The organism is Planococcus sp. 107-1, assembly GCF_021513255.1.
Classification (GTDB): Bacteria; Bacillota; Bacilli; order Bacillales_A; family Planococcaceae; genus Planococcus.
The window spans coordinates 1,336,002-1,353,202 of the sequence record NZ_CP090977.1 but is presented as its reverse complement, the minus strand read 5'-3'; the positions used below and the strand labels follow the sequence as shown (position 1 = coordinate 1,353,202).

Genomic DNA, 17,201 nt, shown 5'->3' with positions numbered 1-17,201 from the left:
GCAAGCCCTATTGGTTATGATGCTTTTACGCTAATCTTATCGTTCTTCAACCGGGATGTATTTTTGCATGCCAGGTCCGATGTATTCTGCGCGCGGACGGATCAAGCGGTTGTTTGAATACTGCTCAAGGATATGAGCCAACCAGCCTGAAGTACGTGAAACAGCAAAAATCGGTGTAAATAAGTCGTGTTCAATGTTCAGTGAATGGTAAACCGATGCAGAATAGAAATCAACGTTCGGTGGAAGATTTTTCTGTCCAGTTACGATTTCATCAATTTTGACCGACATATCGTACCATTTTTCTTCACCACGGATTTTTGTCAGTTTTTGAGACATTTCACGCAAGTGTTTGGCACGAGGATCACCTTTGCGGTATACGCGGTGTCCGAAGCCCATGATTTTTTCTTTGTTTGCAAGTTTTTCAGTGATGACAGATTCTACGTTCTCTACAGAACCGATTTCTGTCAACATTTTCATTACTTGTTCGTTTGCTCCACCATGCAATGGCCCTTTTAAAGCTCCGATTGCAGCCGTGATGCCTGAATATACATCAGATAAAGTCGCAACCGCAACGCGAGCTGTGAAAGTCGATGCATTCAATTCATGGTCAGCATGAAGAACAAGCGCTTTGTTGAAAGCTTCCACTTCGATGTCTTCTGGCATTGTGCCAGACAACATATAAAGGAAGTTAGCTGCAAAGCTTAAATCTGTTTTAGGAGCTACCGGCTCTTGGCCATTGCGGATGCGGCCGAAAGCAGTTACAAGCGTCGAGATCTTCGCTTGGATTTTAATTGCTTTACGGTAGTTCGCTTCAGTTTCCATTACTTCCGCTTCTTCATCGAATAAGCCAAGCATTGAAACGGCTGTGCGAAGAGCAGCCATGGGATGTACTTTTTTAATATCGTATGTTTTGAAATGATCAAGAACTGCTTGCGGCACCGCCATGTTGTCTGCTAATTGCTGCTTAAGCTCTGCCAATTCATCAGCTTTTGGCAAGCGTTGATGCCAAAGCAAATAAATCACTTCTTCAAAACTTGCGTTGACTGCTAAATCATCGATATCGTAGCCAACATATGTAAGTGTGTCATCAATAATTGAACTGATGGCAGATTGTGTAGCTACTACACCTTCTAAACCTTTTGCCGATGTCATATAATTCGCTCCTTCTCCAGTATATTTCATCACTCCAAAAAAAAAGCCCGAAATGATGGGTTATCTGTCCTTTTGTAGACTTCCGCTGAATGCCTTACTAGACCATTATAATCAATGTTGAAGAATTTGTGAATGAAAACGCTTGTTTTTATTAGAAATTCCTTTAAAACGATGAATTCACTCGGAATTATCGTACGATAATCCGAGCTGTTTTTCATCTTATTGTTCAAAAGTTTCATTATAAATGGTTTGTAGATTTTCTGTGTCGGAGCAAACAATAAAGATAAACCGATCGCATCCGAGATAAACCCTGGAGTCAATAGCATCACACCGCCTACCAAGACAAAAGCTGCTTTCAGCAATTGATCCCCCGGCGGCTCAAATCTATTGAAGCTCTCCTGTATATCCCGTATTGCTTTTAAGCCTTGTTTTTTCGCTAAAAAAGCTCCCAGCAAACCTGTTCCCAAAATCATTAATAATGTCGGGAAAAACCCAATAGCTCCCCCGGCCCAAATCAAAATGGCCAATTCCAGTGTCGGTACAATGATCAGAGCTAAGAAAATCCATTTCATCGTTTGACTAGTCCCCCTATATCGTTCGATTCCGATTTTGCTGCCGGCAAGCATTTGAACAATGCTCGCCGGCTTTCTGAAATCGAAAATCCAGGCCGCTTATCAGCTAGAAAAGCTGATAATCACTCCGTTTTATAGAACGCTTGCGTGGCCGTCGTAAATGATGCCTGATGCAGCGTCAATTGTAATATCATAATTATTTTTGATCAAAGATGTTGCGTCTTTCACTCCAACAATAACCGGAATTCCAAGGCTCAAACCGACAACAGCCGCATGGCTAGTCAATCCGCCTTCTTCCGTAATGATTCCTGCACATTTTTCGATAGCTGGCATCATTTCGCGGTCCGTTCCAATTGTCACGATAATTTTACCAGTTGTATCGTAAGCTAATGCTTCTTCTGAATTTCTCACGACAAGCGTGTTTCCGAAAGCAACTGATTTGCCGATGCCTTGCCCTTGAGCAATGCTGTCACCGATCAAATGGACTTTCATCAAGTTTGTTGTACCCGCTTGTCCGACTGGAACACCTGCTGTGATTACGACAAGATCGCCGTGTTTCACGTAATGATGCTTCAAGCTTTCTTCTACAGCATTTTCAAGCAATTCATCCGTTGAATGGACTTTCGATCCGACAATCGGCTGAACTCCCCATACAAGCGTCAATTTTCTAGACGGAATATCAGATGAAGTAACAGCGATAATTGGCGCACCTGGGCGATATTTCGAGATCATTTTCGCAGTATGGCCGCTTTCTGTAGGAGCGATAATGGCTTTAACTTTCAAGTTTAACGCCGTATAAGCGACAGCTTGGCCAATTGCTTCTGTCATATTCGACTCTTTTTCTTTTCTTCTGTTTGAAACGATTTGTTTGTAGTTCAAGGCATCTTCTGTCGTCATCGCAATGCGGTGCATCGTTTCTACAGATTCTACCGGATAAATACCCGCTGCAGTTTCACCTGACAGCATGATCGCATCTGTTCCGTCAAAAATTGCATTGGCAACATCACTTGCTTCCGCTCGCGTCGGACGCGGATTGCGTTGCATGGAATCGAGCATCTGAGTCGCTGTAATAACCGGTTTTCCAGCGCTATTGCATTTTTCGATCAAGGATTTTTGAACAAGCGGCACTTCTTCCGCAGGAATTTCCACCCCAAGATCCTCGGGCTACCATTAAGCCATCAGACACTACGATGATTTCATCAATATTGTCGACGCCTTCCTGGTTCTCGATTTTAGGGATGATCTGAATATGAGAGCCGCCATTATTTTCTAGCAAACTGCGGATTTCCATTACATCAGAAGCTCTTCTAACAAATGACGCAGCTACAAAGTCGACGCCTTGCTCAATTCCGAAAAGAATATCTTGTGCATCTTTTTCAGTGATCCCCGGCAATTGTACGGAAACGCCTGGAACGTTTACGCCTTTTTTCGTTTTTAACGTCCCTGCATTTTCAACGAACGTATGGATTAATCCATTTGCTTTGTCGATGCTCTTCACGCGCAGCTCAATCAAGCCGTCATCAAGCAGGATAATTGATCCTTCTTGCACATCTTCGATCAGCTGTTCATAAGTGATAGAGAACATTTCGCTTGTCCCGACAACTTCTGTCATGGAAATTGCGATGTCCTGTCCCGTCACCAATTCAATCGAATCATTTTCCATTTTATGCGTGCGGATTTCAGGGCCTTTCGTGTCCAATAGAATCCCGACGATTTTGCCTGTTTTAGCCGCAGCATCCCGGATGCGCTGAATACGCAAAGCATGCTCTTCATGGCTTCCGTGCGAAAAGTTTAAACGGGCCACATTCATGCCTGCCTCGATCAACGATTCGAGTAATTCCGGTGATTCACTTGCTGGTCCGATCGTACATACGATTTTTGTTTTTCTCAATATACTCACTCCATTTGCCGTATTAAATTGATAGTTCTTTGGATAAGGTGTACAAACTCATATCTGTTTCATGCTTCGTCGTAAATGCCTTAGTCATATCATAGTCTACCACTAGGTGATTTTTCATGCCAACTGCCCGGCCTCCAATGTTTTGAAGGAGAACTTCTACTGCATGGGCTCCGAACAAGCTGCCAAGCACACGGTCTCTCGCTGTCGGTGAACCGCCACGCTGGATATGGCCAAGAACCGAAACACGCGTTTCAATATCCGCTTTAGATGTGATCAAATCAGCTAGTGCATTGCCGTTCATGACGCCTTCAGCCACAATGATGATACTGTGGCGCTTGCCGCGTTTTCTGCCTTGTTCTAAACGATCAATGATTTCATCAAGGTCAAAATCATCTTCTGGAATTAAAATGGTTTCCGCTCCGCCGGCAAGACCTGCCCAAAGAGCCAAATCTCCTGCATCGCGTCCCATTACTTCTATAATGAAAGTCCGTTCATGGCTTGTTGCAGTATCGCGGATTTTATCAATCGCTTCAATCACTGTATTTAAAGCCGTATCAAAACCGATCGTATAATCAGTGCCCGGAATGTCATTATCAATCGTGCCTGGAACGCCAACACATGGGAATCCGCGTTTTGTCAAAGCCATTGCACCCCGATAAGAACCATCGCCCCCAATGACGACAAGCCCTTCCAAACCGTGCTTTTTCATTTGTTCAATCGCTTTTAATTGCCCTTCTTCCGTTTTGAAAGCTTCGCATCTTGCAGAATACAACTTCGTACCGCCTCGTTGAATAATATCCCCCACATCTCTAGCTTCCAAGGTTTCAATTTTGCCTTCGATCAACCCTTGGTACCCTTGATAGATGCCAGCGACTTCTAACCCGTGGAAAATCCCCTTCCGAACAACTGCCCGTATTGCAGCATTCATTCCTGGAGAATCGCCTCCACTTGTTAATACACCAATTCGCTTCATTTGTTTCGCCTCCCACTAATCCTTGTACTCTTTTCACCTTACCATGCAAAGCCTTTACTGTCAGTCTCGAAACCACAATACTTCTATTAAGAACTGGTTTTTTTTATCTTTAAAAAACTGTAAGCGCTTATATTTTTTATTCATAGTAAATTTCCTGCAATAAATGAAACAGCCAGGCATTTAAGCCTGGCTGTCAGTTGTTCGCGTTTATTCGCTGAAAATACCGATTGAACGGAATTTTTTATAGCGCTGGTCGACCAGTTCTTCGCCTGATAGCCCTTTTAACTCTTCAAACGATTTCCGGATCGCTTGTGCAATCATTTCAGCTTGCTTTTCGTAATTATGATGCGCGCCTCCACGAACCTCTGGAATGATCGCTTCGATGATTTGCATTCCCAGTAAATCAGGCGCTGTAATCTTCATCGCTTCGGCAGCTGTTTGCGCCAATGCGGAATCTTTCCATAAAATTGAGGCTGCCCCTTCAGGCGAAATCACCGAGAACGTGGAGTTTTCAAGCATCAAAATATGATTGCCGACGCCAAGGGCTAACGCGCCGCCGCTTCCGCCTTCGCCAATAACAATCGAAAGAACCGGCACTTCAAGGCCAGCCATCTCAACCAAGTTTCTTGCAATCGCTTCGCTTTGTCCGCGCTCTTCTGCCGCTTTTCCAGGATACGCGCCTTTCGTATCGATCAAGCAAATGATCGGGCGATTAAATTTCTCGGCCTGCTTCATCAAACGAAGCGCTTTTCGATAGCCTTCCGGATGCGGCATTCCGAAGTTGCGGCGAATATTCTCTTTTGTATCTTTTCCGCGCTGATGGCCAATGATTGTGACCGGCTGCCCATCAAACGAACCGATGCCGCCGACAATGGCTTCGTCGTCTCCGTATGTGCGGTCTCCGTGCAATTCGATAAAATCTTTAAAAATCAATGGAATGTAATCCAAAGTTGTCGGACGCTCTGGATGCCGGGCTACTTGGACACGGTCCCAAGGCTTCATATTCTCGTAAATATCATTTTCCAGGCTGGCCAAACGCTCTTCCAAACTGTCGATTTCCGAACTGAGGTCGACATCTGCTGTTGCGGTATATTCTTTAAGCTCTTCAATTTTTTTTCGCAATTGAATGAGAGGTTCTTCAAATCCCAAAGTTTTTGGAGCTGAATTTTTTTTAGCCATTTTGGACAGCTCCTTTCGTATGCAAGCGCACGATTGTACTCAATTTTTCTTTCATATCCGCTCTATGGACAACAGCATCAAGCTGGCCATGCTCCAATAGAAATTCCGCAGTTTGAAAATCTTCCGGCAGCTTTTCGCGCACAGTCTGTTCAATGACCCGGCGCCCAGCAAAACCGATCAACGCTTTCGGCTCGGCAATATTAATATCCCCGACAGATGCAAAACTCGCAGATACGCCGCCAGTAGTAGGATGCGTTAGTACGGAAACAAACAACAAGCCTTCATTGCTATGGCGTTTTAGCGCGACACTTGTCTTAGCCATCTGCATTAATGACAATACACCTTCTTGCATACGGGCTCCGCCGCTTGCTGTAAAGATGATGAACGGGAGGTTTTTAGCGGTTGCGGCTTCTACCGCGCGTGTAATTTTTTCCCCGACTACAGATCCCATCGATCCCATCCGGAAATGGGAATCCATGATAGCTACCACGATTTCTTGGTTGTTCAACTTCCCGGTTCCGGTCAAGACCGCTTCATTCAATCCTGTTTTCTCGCTATCCGAACGGATTTTATCCGTGTATCCTGGGAAGCCCAACGGATTTTCCGATTTAATATGGTCATCGATCGATTCGAAAGAACCTTCATCTAGTAAACTCTCAACTCGCTCATACGCTGTCATTTTAAAATGATGGTCACATTTTGGGCAGACTTTATGAAGGTTCTTCAATTCTTTTGTTAGCGTAATTTGTTTGCATGAAGGACATTTTGTCATCAATCCTTCCGGAATATCTTTTGAATCTTTGTTTGGCATAGTCGTTCCTTGTTTGTCTTTGTTGCGTTTAAAGATCTCGCGTATCATTGCCATTTTGCATTCTCCCCTTTTGTAACCAACTGCTCCAAGTTTTGAATAAATCAATTGCTGAGCTCATATCTTGCTGCTCAAGCGCAGCCAATAATGGTAGTAACATTTCTTTTTCATCTTCTGTAACGGGCTCCTGATAAGGATTTCCGCTGTATTGCTGCAGTAAGAACCAGATTTTCAGTGATAATCGGTTCCCGGATAGAACCATCAGTTCGCGGACAAAATCCTCCCGGTATAGGCTTTCATTTTCATTCAGCCGATTTCTGAAACTATCCCAAACCTTCAAACTTGCTAATTTGCTATTTTGGCAAATGGTTCGGATAGCGGATATTTCATGGATCAATCTCGTTTGCCAGACATCTTCCTGAGACTGGGTATCCTGTAAGATAAACGTCGATAAGACTTCCACCAATTGATGGTTGCGGTGGTCGGAAAGAAAGGTGCCTTCCCCTCTCCTCGTCTCAATCAAACCCAGTAGCTCCAAACTTCTCAACGCTTCTCTGAGCGTCGACCTGCCGACTTGCAATTTCTCGGCCAGTTCTCTTTCGGATGGGATGCGATTGCCCGGTTTGATTTTCTCGCGTCGAATCATGTCACGAATGTCTGTTACTATATCTAAAAATCGTTTTGACTGATTCATGATAGCTCCTTACTTCCATAAATTTGAAAGTGGTCTGGCCACTCATATTTTCTAGAATACAAAACTTTTCGGCTGCCGTAAAGAAAAAACTGCCTTTCTAAGAAGAAAGGCAGTCAAGTATGAATAGATTTACAAATAATAGAAGTTTTATGGTTACGGTTTTCTACAGTCCCTTGTACTTCTAAGACGCTGTTAGGCTCGAGCAAATGATTGTACTTGGCGTATTCAGCTGGAAACAGCGTCACAGAAGCCTGGCCTGTATCATCTTGCAAGCTCACAAAAGCCATTGCATCCCCTTTTTTGGTTCGAATTCGCTTGATGTCGTCGACCATTCCAAGAACCGTCACCGATTTTCTGTCTTGAGAATTCCTCAGACTCTTCAAATCCGCATAAGGTTTATTGCGCTGCTGCTTTTCTCTCGCGATCGGATGCGTCGACAAATAAAATCCGAGGGCCTCTTTTTCATAATCGAGTTTTAAAGTTTCTGGAATAGGAGAAGCTTTGATGTATTTCGGCTTCATAAAGCTCGACCCCATTTCATCAAACAACCCGGGGTCTTCATTGGGTTTTACCAATTCGGCATGCTTGACGGCACTATCGAGTGAGGCAAGCAAAGTTGAACGATCCAGTTCAAAATCATCTAAAGCTCCAGCTTTCACTAGTGGTTCAAAGGCCTTCCGGGTAAAATGGATGGCCGAAATGCGTTCTGCAATGGCATAGAGGCTGGAAAACGGACCTTCTTTCCGGGCCGACACCAGAGCTTTTATAGCGCTTCCCGGTACGCCTTTCACTGCGTTTAAGCCGACACGGATCTTGCCTTCTTCCACAGAGAACGAATAGCGGCTCTTTTGAATAGAAGGCGGAAGAACCGCTATTCCCTTGTCCTTGATTTCCTGCAAGAGCTGGCCGGTCTTTTCAGCATTGCCTGCGCTGTTCGCAAGTAGAGCTGCATAAAAGTAAACGGCGTAATGTGTTTTCATATAACTTAGCTGATAAGAAATCATGCTGTAGGCCACGGCATGGCTTTTCGGAAAACCATAATCCGCAAATCGGACGATCAAATCATAGACTTCGGAAGCTTCCGTTGCGGTAAACCCTTTCTTCACGGCCCCTTGTGTAAAATGGACCCGTTCTTCATCGAGTATTTCCCGCTTTTTCTTGCTGACTGCCCTTCTCAGCAAATCCGCTTCGCCAAGTGAAAATCCAGCGATGCGGGAAGCAATCTGCATAATCTGCTCTTGGTAAACAATAATGCCGTAAGTTTCACTTAAAATCGGCTCAAGCATCGGATGGATATACTCCACTTTTTCCTGGCCATGCTTCCGTCTCGCATATAAAGGGATAAATTCCATCGGACCTGGACGGAAAAGCGCGTTGACTGCCACGATATCCCCAAAAGCCGTCGGTTTGATCTGCCTTAAAGCGCCGCGCATGCCATCCGATTCCAATTGGAATATCCCCGTCGTATCCCCTTGCGCCAAAAGAGCATAGGTTTCTTTATCCATCAAAGGCAGCTTGCGGTAATCGATCCATTTTTTCGTGTCATGATAAAGCAAGCGCCGGATCTGCTCGAGAATCGTCAAATTGCGGAGACCGAGAAAATCCATCTTCAATAATCCGACGGCTTCGAGTTCAGCCATTGGCCACTGGGTGATATAAATGCCTTCGCTTCCTTTTTCAATCGGCACATGGTCGACGAGCGGCGTCGGGCTCAAAATCACTCCGGCAGCATGGGTAGAGGCATGGCGCGGCAGCCCCTCCAATTTCAAAGCTGTTTTAAACCAGCTTTTGCGTTCTTCCTTTTCGATGATCCAATCATTCAAGCGCTGATTTTCTTTCAAGGCAGACCGCAATGTAGTTCCCGGACGGTTCGAAATCATTTTCGAGATGGCATCGAGCTCTTCCGGTTCAAATCCAAATACGCGTGCCGTATCACGGGCGACCGCTTTCGCTGACAAGGTACCGAATGTGATGATCTGAGCAGTCCGCACTGCTCCGTATTTTTTGGCGACATATTCTACGACTTCATGGCGCCGGTGATCAGCGAAGTCAATATCGATATCCGGCAATGTTACCCGTTCCGGATTCAAGAAACGTTCAAAGAGCAAATCGTGTTCCAACGGATCAACGTCCGTAATCCGTAAGCTGAACGCAACAAGTGAGCTGGCTGAAGATCCCCGTCCTGGCCCTGTCAGAATTTCGTTGTCTCTTGCGAACTTCATAAAATCAGAAACGATTAGAAAATAATCGATAAAGCCCATTTTCCGAATGACTGAGAGTTCGTATTTCAACCGCTCAATGTAGTTTTCACCATAATTCGGAATTCGCTCGGACAATCCAGCCACACAAAGATCCCAAATGTAAGCTAAGCGGTCTGTACCATCCGGCAATGGAAATACAGGCAGCAGCTGCTGATGCAGAGGAATTGTCACATTACAGCTTTCAAGCATATTTTTTGTTTCCTCAAGCCATTCCGGCCGCTCTGAAAACCAAGATGAAAATTCTGCTGCAGAAGGAACATACGCTTTTTGATGCTCAGGCCGCTTGCGTTCCGGATCGTTCATTTTCTGGCCTTGGCCGATTGCAGAAGCGACTTCGTGGGAAAAGGCATCGCTTTCGTGCAAATAACGGCTTTCTTGTGTCGCCATGATGCGCAAGTTTTCATTTTCGCATAAAGCGATAAAGTTTTCTTCTTGCTCTATGCGCTGTCCTCCGGGCCGTTCGATGCTGCCATAGCAAAGGCTGCCGAAAATTTCATGGAGAAAGTGGACCGCTTCGCTTCTATCAGTCATCACCCATTCCGCTTTACTCGGAATAACACAAATCAAGCCTTGCCGGTACGCCTTCAGCCATTGTTCAGGGATCGCCGCTTTGTCCGCGTGGATAAAGCGGACGTAATTTTAAGCAAATTTTTATAGCCGGTATTTGACTGGGCATACAACACGGCTGGATACTCCTGCCCTTCAAATTCGATAAACACAGAAAGGCCGACCACCCCATGGATGCCGGCCTTGTGGCAAGCTTCCCAAAAAGGGAGGATGCCGTATAATTTGGAATTGACAATCGCTGCAGATGCCGTTCCCTGTTCTATCAGAAAAGGGAAAAGTTCATCAAGGCGAACCGTACTTTTCAGCAAATCTGCCGAGGTGCTTATATGCGGGTAAACCATTGACAATCCAATCCCTCCTTTATTAAGATGCGCAAATTTTTGTTAAACGTTCAATGACTTGTTCGGCTTCTTCCCATGAATAGGCTGTTGCTCCTGAAGCCATCGGATGTCCACCGCCGCCAAATTCTTTGGCAAGGCCATTAATGACCGGCCCTTTTGAACGCAGGCGAACGCGGATTTCTGTATCTTCTTCGATAAAGATAACCCATGCTTTCAAGCCTTTGACATTGCCAAGGGATCCCACTAATAAAGAAGTTTCCGATGCGGTTACATCAAACTCGCTTAACACGTCTTTCGTGATTTTCACATACGCCGCACCGCTTTCGTTCATCACGAAATTCTGGTAGATATAGCCTTGCAAATGAAGCAGTTTCCGCTCCATTTCGTACATGCCGTTATGCAATTCATCGCGGTTGAAATTGTATTTGATCAATTCTCCGGCAATTTTAAAGGTTTTTTCTGTCGTGCTCGGGAATAAGAACCGTCCGGTATCCCCGATGATCCCAGCATATAGGAGACGGGCAGCCATATCCGGCATTTCCCAGTTTTCCTGTTCATGGCCGTATGTATACAATTCGTAGATCAATTCGGATGCTGAACTCGCATTCGTGTCCACATGCAATAAATCGCCGTATGCGTCGTCATTTGGATGATGGTCGATTTTAATGATTTTCTCGCCATTCTCGTAGCGTTGATCGTCGACCGGCTCCGTATTCGCAGTGTCCGTCACAATGACTAAAGCTCCGTTAAAATCGGCATCTTCCACTTGGTCCGGAAAATCCAAAAAGTCTAAAGTGAAGTCATGCTCCCCCGCAGCCAAAATCCGCTTTTCCGGAAAATTGTGCTGAAGCAAGTATTTCAAGCCTAGCTGCGAGCCGTATGCATCCGGATCTGGCCGTACATGGCGATGGATGATGATGGTTTCGTATTGTTTAATTGTGTCGATGATTTGACTATACATTTTTCAGTTCCTCCGTTTTTTAAGGAAATCCATTCGCATTTTTGTCCATTTCTCAGTACAATAGGAATGAGTTATGGAATACAGGAGGTTCTCCAATGATCGTATTAGTAGGTATGATAATTATATCATTTGTTTTTTATTTTTATTATAAAACAAAACAATTCCGTGCAACTTTGCCAATCCGGAAGAAATGGTATGCTTCTATCGCTTCTGTAGCGCTTGGCAGCTTCGTGCTGTTTTTCGGCATCAACCAATTGTTTGTTTTCCAATCGGTCGTGACTTACATCATTTCCGGCATCTTCATCATTCTTGGTCTCGCTTTGATGGTCTACAATTACAAAGCGGCTAAGCATTATCATTCATTCGTAGCGGAAGAAGCACGGTTGAACCAATAAGAGACCTCTCCTGAAAAGGAGGGGTTTTTTTATGTCGCTTGTCGGGGCTGAACGGGCGCTTGCGCTTTTCTAACGGTCCAGCAATTGGAAAGTTAACAGCGCTTTTCCGACGATCTTATTTTCAAAGCTCACTTCGACATCGACTTTTGCGGATTTCCGGCTCATGTCCAGAATTACCGGTTTGATCACCACTGTTGAATCCAATTGAACAGGATTCAAATAATAGACCGTCATGTTTTTCAAGCGCACTGTCTTTCCGATTTTTTGTTTTTAAAGCCGTTGAAGCGGCTTCTATTAATATGGCGGAATAGGCGCCATACGAAATCGAACCATAAGCATTCGTCATTTGCGGTGTAACGCGGAAATTCAGCGTCACTTTGTCTGTCGACTGAAGATGCATTTGGCCCATGATCAAATCATCGATCGTCTCGCCTTGCTGCGGCTGGCGCTGGGCTATCTGGATGGCTTTCAATACATCTTGCCGGCTGATGACGCCTTTCAGTTTGCCGTGGTCGTCTGCCACCGGCAATAGATCGATGCCTTCCCAGATCATCCGGTGCCCCGCAGAAGCCACGCTTGTCTGCATGGAAACCGTAATGGGGTCTTTCGTCATCACTTTCTCGATCAATTCGGTATCCCCGTGGCCGATAACATCTCGTGAGGTGATGATGCCGACCAATTTGCCGTTTTCATCGACGACCGGAAATCCGCCATGCGTGGTTTCCTTATTCAATTCGTGGTAGTTTCTGATGGTGTCTTTATCCTGCAGGAAGTTTGTATTTTCCAAAGGAATCAAAATATCTTCGATTAGCAAAATCTCTTTCTTGATCAATTGGTCGTAGATAGCCCGGTTGATCATCGTCGCTACGGTAAACGTATCATAACTTGTTGAAATAACAGGCAGCTCGTATTCATCGGCTAATCTTTTCACTGTTTCCGAAGCTTCAAAACCGCCAGTCACAAGAACCGCAGCACTCGCCTGCAAGGCGTATTCATGTGCTTTGTAGCGGTTGCCGACAATCAACAGGTTCCCCGGCTTCTGTATAGCGCATCATATCGTCCAGCTGCATGGCTCCAATGACAAATTTGTTCAACGATTTATGCAATCCGGATCTTCCGCCCATCACTTGGCCATCGACGATATTGACAATTTCCGCATAGGTGAGCCGCTCGATATTCTCTTTTTTCTTCCGCTCGATCCGGATGGTCCCAACCCGCTCAATCGTCGAAACAAGACGCTGGTTTTCAGCTTCCTTGATCGCCCGGTAAGCCGTCCCCTCACTGACTTGGAGATCCTTTGCAATACGGCGTACGGAGATCTTTTCGCCGACTGGGAGCGTTTCGATATACTCCAGTATCTGTTCATGTTTCGTCGCCATAATTTCACCTGTTCTTTCTCGCATTCTATACTTTCAAGTGTATCATAAGTCATAGAAAAAACAGACTGAACCGGCAAGCAATAAAAAACCCTTGAGAAAATTCTCAAGGGTTGCCGATTAATATTCGATTACATCTCCAGGCTGCATGATATTGACTTCAGCGCCTTTTACAAGCCCTTTGAAATACTCAGGGTCCTGCTTGATCGGCGGGAACGTATTGTAATGGATCGGCACAACAGTTTTCGGGTTGATCAACTCCACAGCATAAGCTGCGTCATCCGGCCCCATCGTGAAGAAATCGCCGATCGGCACGAATGCCAAATCCACTCCATGGCGTTTCCCGATGATTTCCATGTCACCGAACACTTCGGTATCACCTGCATGGTAAATCGTCTTCCCTTCCGCTTTGAAAAGGATGCCCGCTGGCATTCCACCGTAAATGGCCTCGCCTTCTGGTGTGGTATACGAAGAACTGTGGAAGGCTTTCGTGTATTTGACAGTGCCAAATTCAAATTCTTTTGCGCCGCCAAGGTTCATGCCAACTGTTTCAACACCTTGGCCAGCCAGGTAGTTAGCGAGCTCTACCGGCGCCACGACTTGCGAATTATTCCGCAGCGCAAGTTCGATCGTATCGCCTACGTGGTCGTTATGCGCATGCGTTAACAGAATGGCATCCGGCTTTTCTTCGCTAGCCGTTAAATCTGTCAAACTGTTTCCGGAAATGAATGGATCAATTAAAATAACTTTACCTGCTGTTTGAATTTTCACTACAGAATGCCCATGGAATGATACCTTCATTTAATCCCCTCCAGCTCTTATTATCAATCTTTCCAAGCTGTATTATACCCAGAATTTTGATATGCTACACATATACAAGGAGGAATACATATGAATAAAATTGAACAATTGCAAAATTATTTGAACGAAATGGAAATCGATGCAGCGTTTATCACCAACCCGGATAACGTGTTTTACGTCAGCGGTTTCAAGAGTGATCCGCATGAGCGCCTTCTTGGTGTGATGGTTTTCAAAAATGCGGCACCGTTCCTGATTTGCCCGCAGATGGAAATTCCGGATGCAAAAAGCGCCGGCTGGTCTGGCGACATCGTCGGACACGTAGATACTGAAAATGCGATAGAAGTCCTTCACCGCACAGCTTCAGCTAAAGCGGAGTCCATCCGTACATTGGCGATAGAAAAATCTCATATGACAGTGGACCGATACGAAGCATTGAACGAATTTTTCGGCAATCCGTCATTCTCTGCATTAGACGACAAAGTAAACGCGATGCGCGTCATCAAAGATGAAGCAGAGTTGGAAATTTTAAGAGAAGCGGCGGCACTTGCAGACTACGCAATCGAAGTGGCTGCAAAAAATTTGCGTGAAGGCATCACCGAAATCGAGCTGATGACGGAAATTGAGCTGGCGCTGAAAAAACGCGGAGTCACTCATATGTCATTCGATACAACGGTTTTAGCTGGTTCTAAAGCCGCTTCTCCCCACGGCAAAACAGGAGACCGAAAACTCCAAAATGGCGATCTCGTGTTGTTTGACCTGGGCGTCGTCCATAAAGGCTATTGTTCTGATATCACACGTACTTTGGCTCTCGGCGAACCTTCTGCAGAGCAAAAAGAAATCTATGAAATTGTCAGACAAGCGGAAGAAGCGGCATTGAACGCAGTAAAACCAGGGGTGACAGCTGCTGAACTGGACAAAACAGCCCGCGATGTAATCGAAAAAGCAGGATATGGCGAATACTTCACTCATCGCCTTGGCCACGGCCTTGGTATTTCCGTCCATGAGTTCCCTTCACTTCACGGTTCCAATGAGATGGAAATGAAAGCTGGGATGGTCTTTACATTAGAGCCCGGAGTTTATGTGCCCGGTAAAGTCGGCGTCCGCATCGAAGATGATGTCGCAGTTACTGAAACCGGTGTAGAAGTGTTGACGAAGTTTCCAAAAGAATTGCAGATAATCCATCATTCATAAAAGCAAAAAGGCGGTCCAGGATTTTTTCCTGGACCGCCTTTTCAATTATCCGATCAATTCATCGATTGATCGGTACTCTTCGCCTTGATCGTCTGCCACTGCTTTATAAGTAACAAAACCATTAAACGTGTTGACGCCTTTTTTTAATGCTTCATTTTCCAAAATGGCTTTTTCAAATCCTTTATTTGCTATTTGCACCGCGTAGGGCACGGTGACATTTGTCAAACCGATGGTGGAAGTTCTCGGAACCGCCCCGGGCATATTGGCTACTGCGTAATGAACGACGCCATGCTTCATATAGGTCGGATTGTCATGTGTTGTAATCCGGTCGCTGGTCTCAAATATGCCGCCTTGGTCGATGGCAATATCGATGACTACTGACCCCGGTTTCATCGATTGAATCATTTCTTCCGTCACCAGTTTTGGTGCTTTCGCTCCCGGGATCAATACAGCGCCGACAACGAGATCCGCTTCTTTCACCGATTCTGTAATATTCATCGGATTGGAAATCATGGTTTGAACGTCTGTTCCAAACAAATCATCCAGTTGACGAAGGCGATCGGGATTCAAGTCAAGGATGGTCACGTTTGCCCCCATGCCAATGGCCACTTTCGCAGCATTGGTTCCGGCCACTCCACCACCGATTATCGCGACTTTTCCGCGCGACACGCCCGGGATGCCACCTAAAAGAATCCCGCCGCCTCCATGGATTTTTTCAAGAAATTGCGCTCCAATCTGCGTGGACATTTTGCCCGCCACTTCGCTCATCGGCGTCAGCAACGGCAAAGAATTATTCGGCAATTGCACCGTTTCATAGGCAATGCCTGTCACTTTTGCTTCTAGCATCGCTTTCGTCAATTCTGGTTCCGGTGCCAAGTGCAAATACGTAAAGAGAATCATGCCTTCTCTAAAGTATCCGTATTCTTCAGGAGTCGGTTCTTTTACTTTCATCACCATTTCCTGACTCCACGCTTCTTCTGCTGATTGCACAATTTGCGCTCCAGCCGCCTGGTAATCTGCATCCGTAAATCCTGATCCTGTCCCTGCTTCCGTTTGGATCACAACATCATGGCCATGCATCGCCAAATTGACCACACCGGCAGGGGTCATCGCTACCCGGTTTTCATTATTCTTAACTTCTTTCGGTATACCTATTCGCATATCAAACCCTCCAATTGGAATAAATTACACTTTTGAAGCATTTCTTGAAACTGCTAAATAAATGGCCTTGCTCCATCGGCCTTCATTACCTGTATTACCCTTTTACTGTCTTTAATGCATCTTTTCCGTTTATTCTTCTTGGAGTACTGAATTTCTTTATTCGCTAATGCGATAAAGTTATTGTACTAAAACATTCGTTTCACAAAATAGCCATTTTTCTGTATTAAATTCTGATTAATATGAAGGAGTTTCATATACCTATAGAGAATTAAAACAGTATAGACAAGGAGGAATGCAATATGACATTGAAATACTCACAAATTTTAGTAGCAGTTGACGGCTCCAAAGAAGCAGAATGGGCATTTAAAAAATCGGTCGGGATTGCGAAGCGGAACCATGCCACATTGAACTTGGTGAACATCATCGACACCCGTTCATTTGCGGCAATCGAAGCTTATGACCGATCCATTGCAGACCGCGCCCAAAAATTCGCGGAAGATCTGCTTGGCGGATATAAAAAAGAAGCGCAGGCAGCAGGTGTTGAAAAAGTAAAACGTTCTGGTCGATTACGGTTCTCCAAAAACGATGATTTCCCGGGAACTAGCAGGAAAAGTAACTGCCGATTTAATTATTTGCGGTGCTACTGGATTGAACGCAGTTGAACGTTTCTTGATCGGCAGCGTTTCTGAACATATCGTCCGTTCTGCTAAATGCGATGTATTGGTCGTGCGCACAGAAGATGTCGAAGACAATGATATCGATGCCAGCACATACCGTACAAGCGACGAATTAGAAAGCAATAGCCCCAATGATTATATTGTCGGCGATAAAACACCGCTCCAAGATTCGGGGAAAACGGATGTCGGATC

11 protein-coding genes and 4 pseudogenes are annotated in these 17,201 nt (G+C 45.2%); 3 read left to right on the top strand and 12 right to left on the bottom strand.

The genetic code is table 11. The annotated features are described in order from the left end of the window. Positions 1-36 precede the first annotated feature (36 nt). From citZ to L0M13_RS07155, 9 genes and pseudogenes are all read right to left on the bottom strand, one after another. Positions 37-1,152, bottom strand: a complete 1,116-nt coding sequence (citZ, locus tag L0M13_RS07195; protein ID WP_235198910.1) for a citrate synthase — start codon at positions 1,150-1,152, stop codon at positions 37-39. 29 nt (positions 1,153-1,181) lie between these two features. Next, a complete protein-coding gene (locus L0M13_RS07190; protein WP_311195637.1) occupies positions 1,182-1,724 on the bottom strand; it encodes an FxsA family protein in 543 nt (180 codons plus the stop codon). A gap of 132 nt (positions 1,725-1,856) precedes the next feature. Beyond that, a pseudogene (pyk, locus tag L0M13_RS07185) lies at positions 1,857-3,615 on the bottom strand (pyruvate kinase). Positions 3,616-3,637: 22 nt separating this feature from the next. Then, a complete protein-coding gene (gene pfkA, locus L0M13_RS07180; protein ID WP_235198909.1) occupies positions 3,638-4,597 on the bottom strand; it encodes a 6-phosphofructokinase in 960 nt (319 codons plus the stop codon). Between the two features lie 207 nt (positions 4,598-4,804). After that, positions 4,805-5,776, bottom strand: coding sequence for an acetyl-CoA carboxylase carboxyl transferase subunit alpha (gene accA / locus L0M13_RS07175; protein WP_235198908.1), 972 nt, complete (start codon positions 5,774-5,776; stop codon positions 4,805-4,807). After that, positions 5,769-6,641, bottom strand: a complete 873-nt coding sequence (gene accD, locus L0M13_RS07170) for an acetyl-CoA carboxylase, carboxyltransferase subunit beta (RefSeq protein ID WP_260107744.1) — start codon at positions 6,639-6,641, stop codon at positions 5,769-5,771. The genes accA and accD overlap by 8 nt, the downstream gene beginning before the upstream one ends. Next, on the bottom strand, positions 6,616-7,278 hold the full coding sequence (locus L0M13_RS07165) for a FadR/GntR family transcriptional regulator (protein WP_235198907.1): 663 nt from the start codon (positions 7,276-7,278) through the stop codon (positions 6,616-6,618). The genes accD and L0M13_RS07165 overlap by 26 nt, the downstream gene beginning before the upstream one ends. 113 nt (positions 7,279-7,391) lie before the next feature. Next, positions 7,392-10,453, bottom strand: a pseudogene (gene dnaE / locus L0M13_RS07160) (DNA polymerase III subunit alpha). A gap of 16 nt (positions 10,454-10,469) precedes the next feature. Further along, complete coding sequence (locus tag L0M13_RS07155; RefSeq protein ID WP_235198906.1) at positions 10,470-11,408, bottom strand: DHH family phosphoesterase; 939 nt, start codon at positions 11,406-11,408, stop codon at positions 10,470-10,472. Positions 11,409-11,503: 95 nt separating this feature from the next. On the opposite strand from L0M13_RS07155, the gene L0M13_RS07150 reads away from it, so the two are divergent. Next, entirely contained in the window at positions 11,504-11,803 is a 300-nt protein-coding gene (locus tag L0M13_RS07150) for a YtpI family protein (RefSeq protein ID WP_235198905.1), read from the top strand. Between the two features lie 69 nt (positions 11,804-11,872). Here the strand turns inward: L0M13_RS07150 and L0M13_RS07145 are convergent. Further along, positions 11,873-13,182, bottom strand: a pseudogene (locus L0M13_RS07145) (DRTGG domain-containing protein). A gap of 117 nt (positions 13,183-13,299) precedes the next feature. After that, entirely contained in the window at positions 13,300-13,980 is a 681-nt protein-coding gene (locus tag L0M13_RS07140; protein WP_235198904.1) for a metal-dependent hydrolase, read from the bottom strand. A 90-nt stretch (positions 13,981-14,070) separates the two neighbouring features. On the opposite strand from L0M13_RS07140, the gene L0M13_RS07135 reads away from it, so the two are divergent. Next, positions 14,071-15,171 carry a M24 family metallopeptidase gene (locus L0M13_RS07135; RefSeq protein WP_235198903.1) on the top strand — a complete coding sequence of 367 codons (1,101 nt, stop codon included), beginning with the start codon at positions 14,071-14,073 and terminating at the stop codon, positions 15,169-15,171. Between the two features lie 45 nt (positions 15,172-15,216). Here L0M13_RS07135 and ald read toward each other — a convergent pair whose 3' ends face one another. Beyond that, complete coding sequence (gene ald / locus L0M13_RS07130; RefSeq protein ID WP_235198902.1) at positions 15,217-16,332, bottom strand: alanine dehydrogenase; 1,116 nt, start codon at positions 16,330-16,332, stop codon at positions 15,217-15,219. Between the two features lie 299 nt (positions 16,333-16,631). Here ald and L0M13_RS07125 point away from each other — a divergent pair. Continuing rightward, a pseudogene (locus tag L0M13_RS07125) lies at positions 16,632-17,073 on the top strand (universal stress protein); the annotation flags it as partial. Positions 17,074-17,201: the final 128 nt, after the last annotated feature.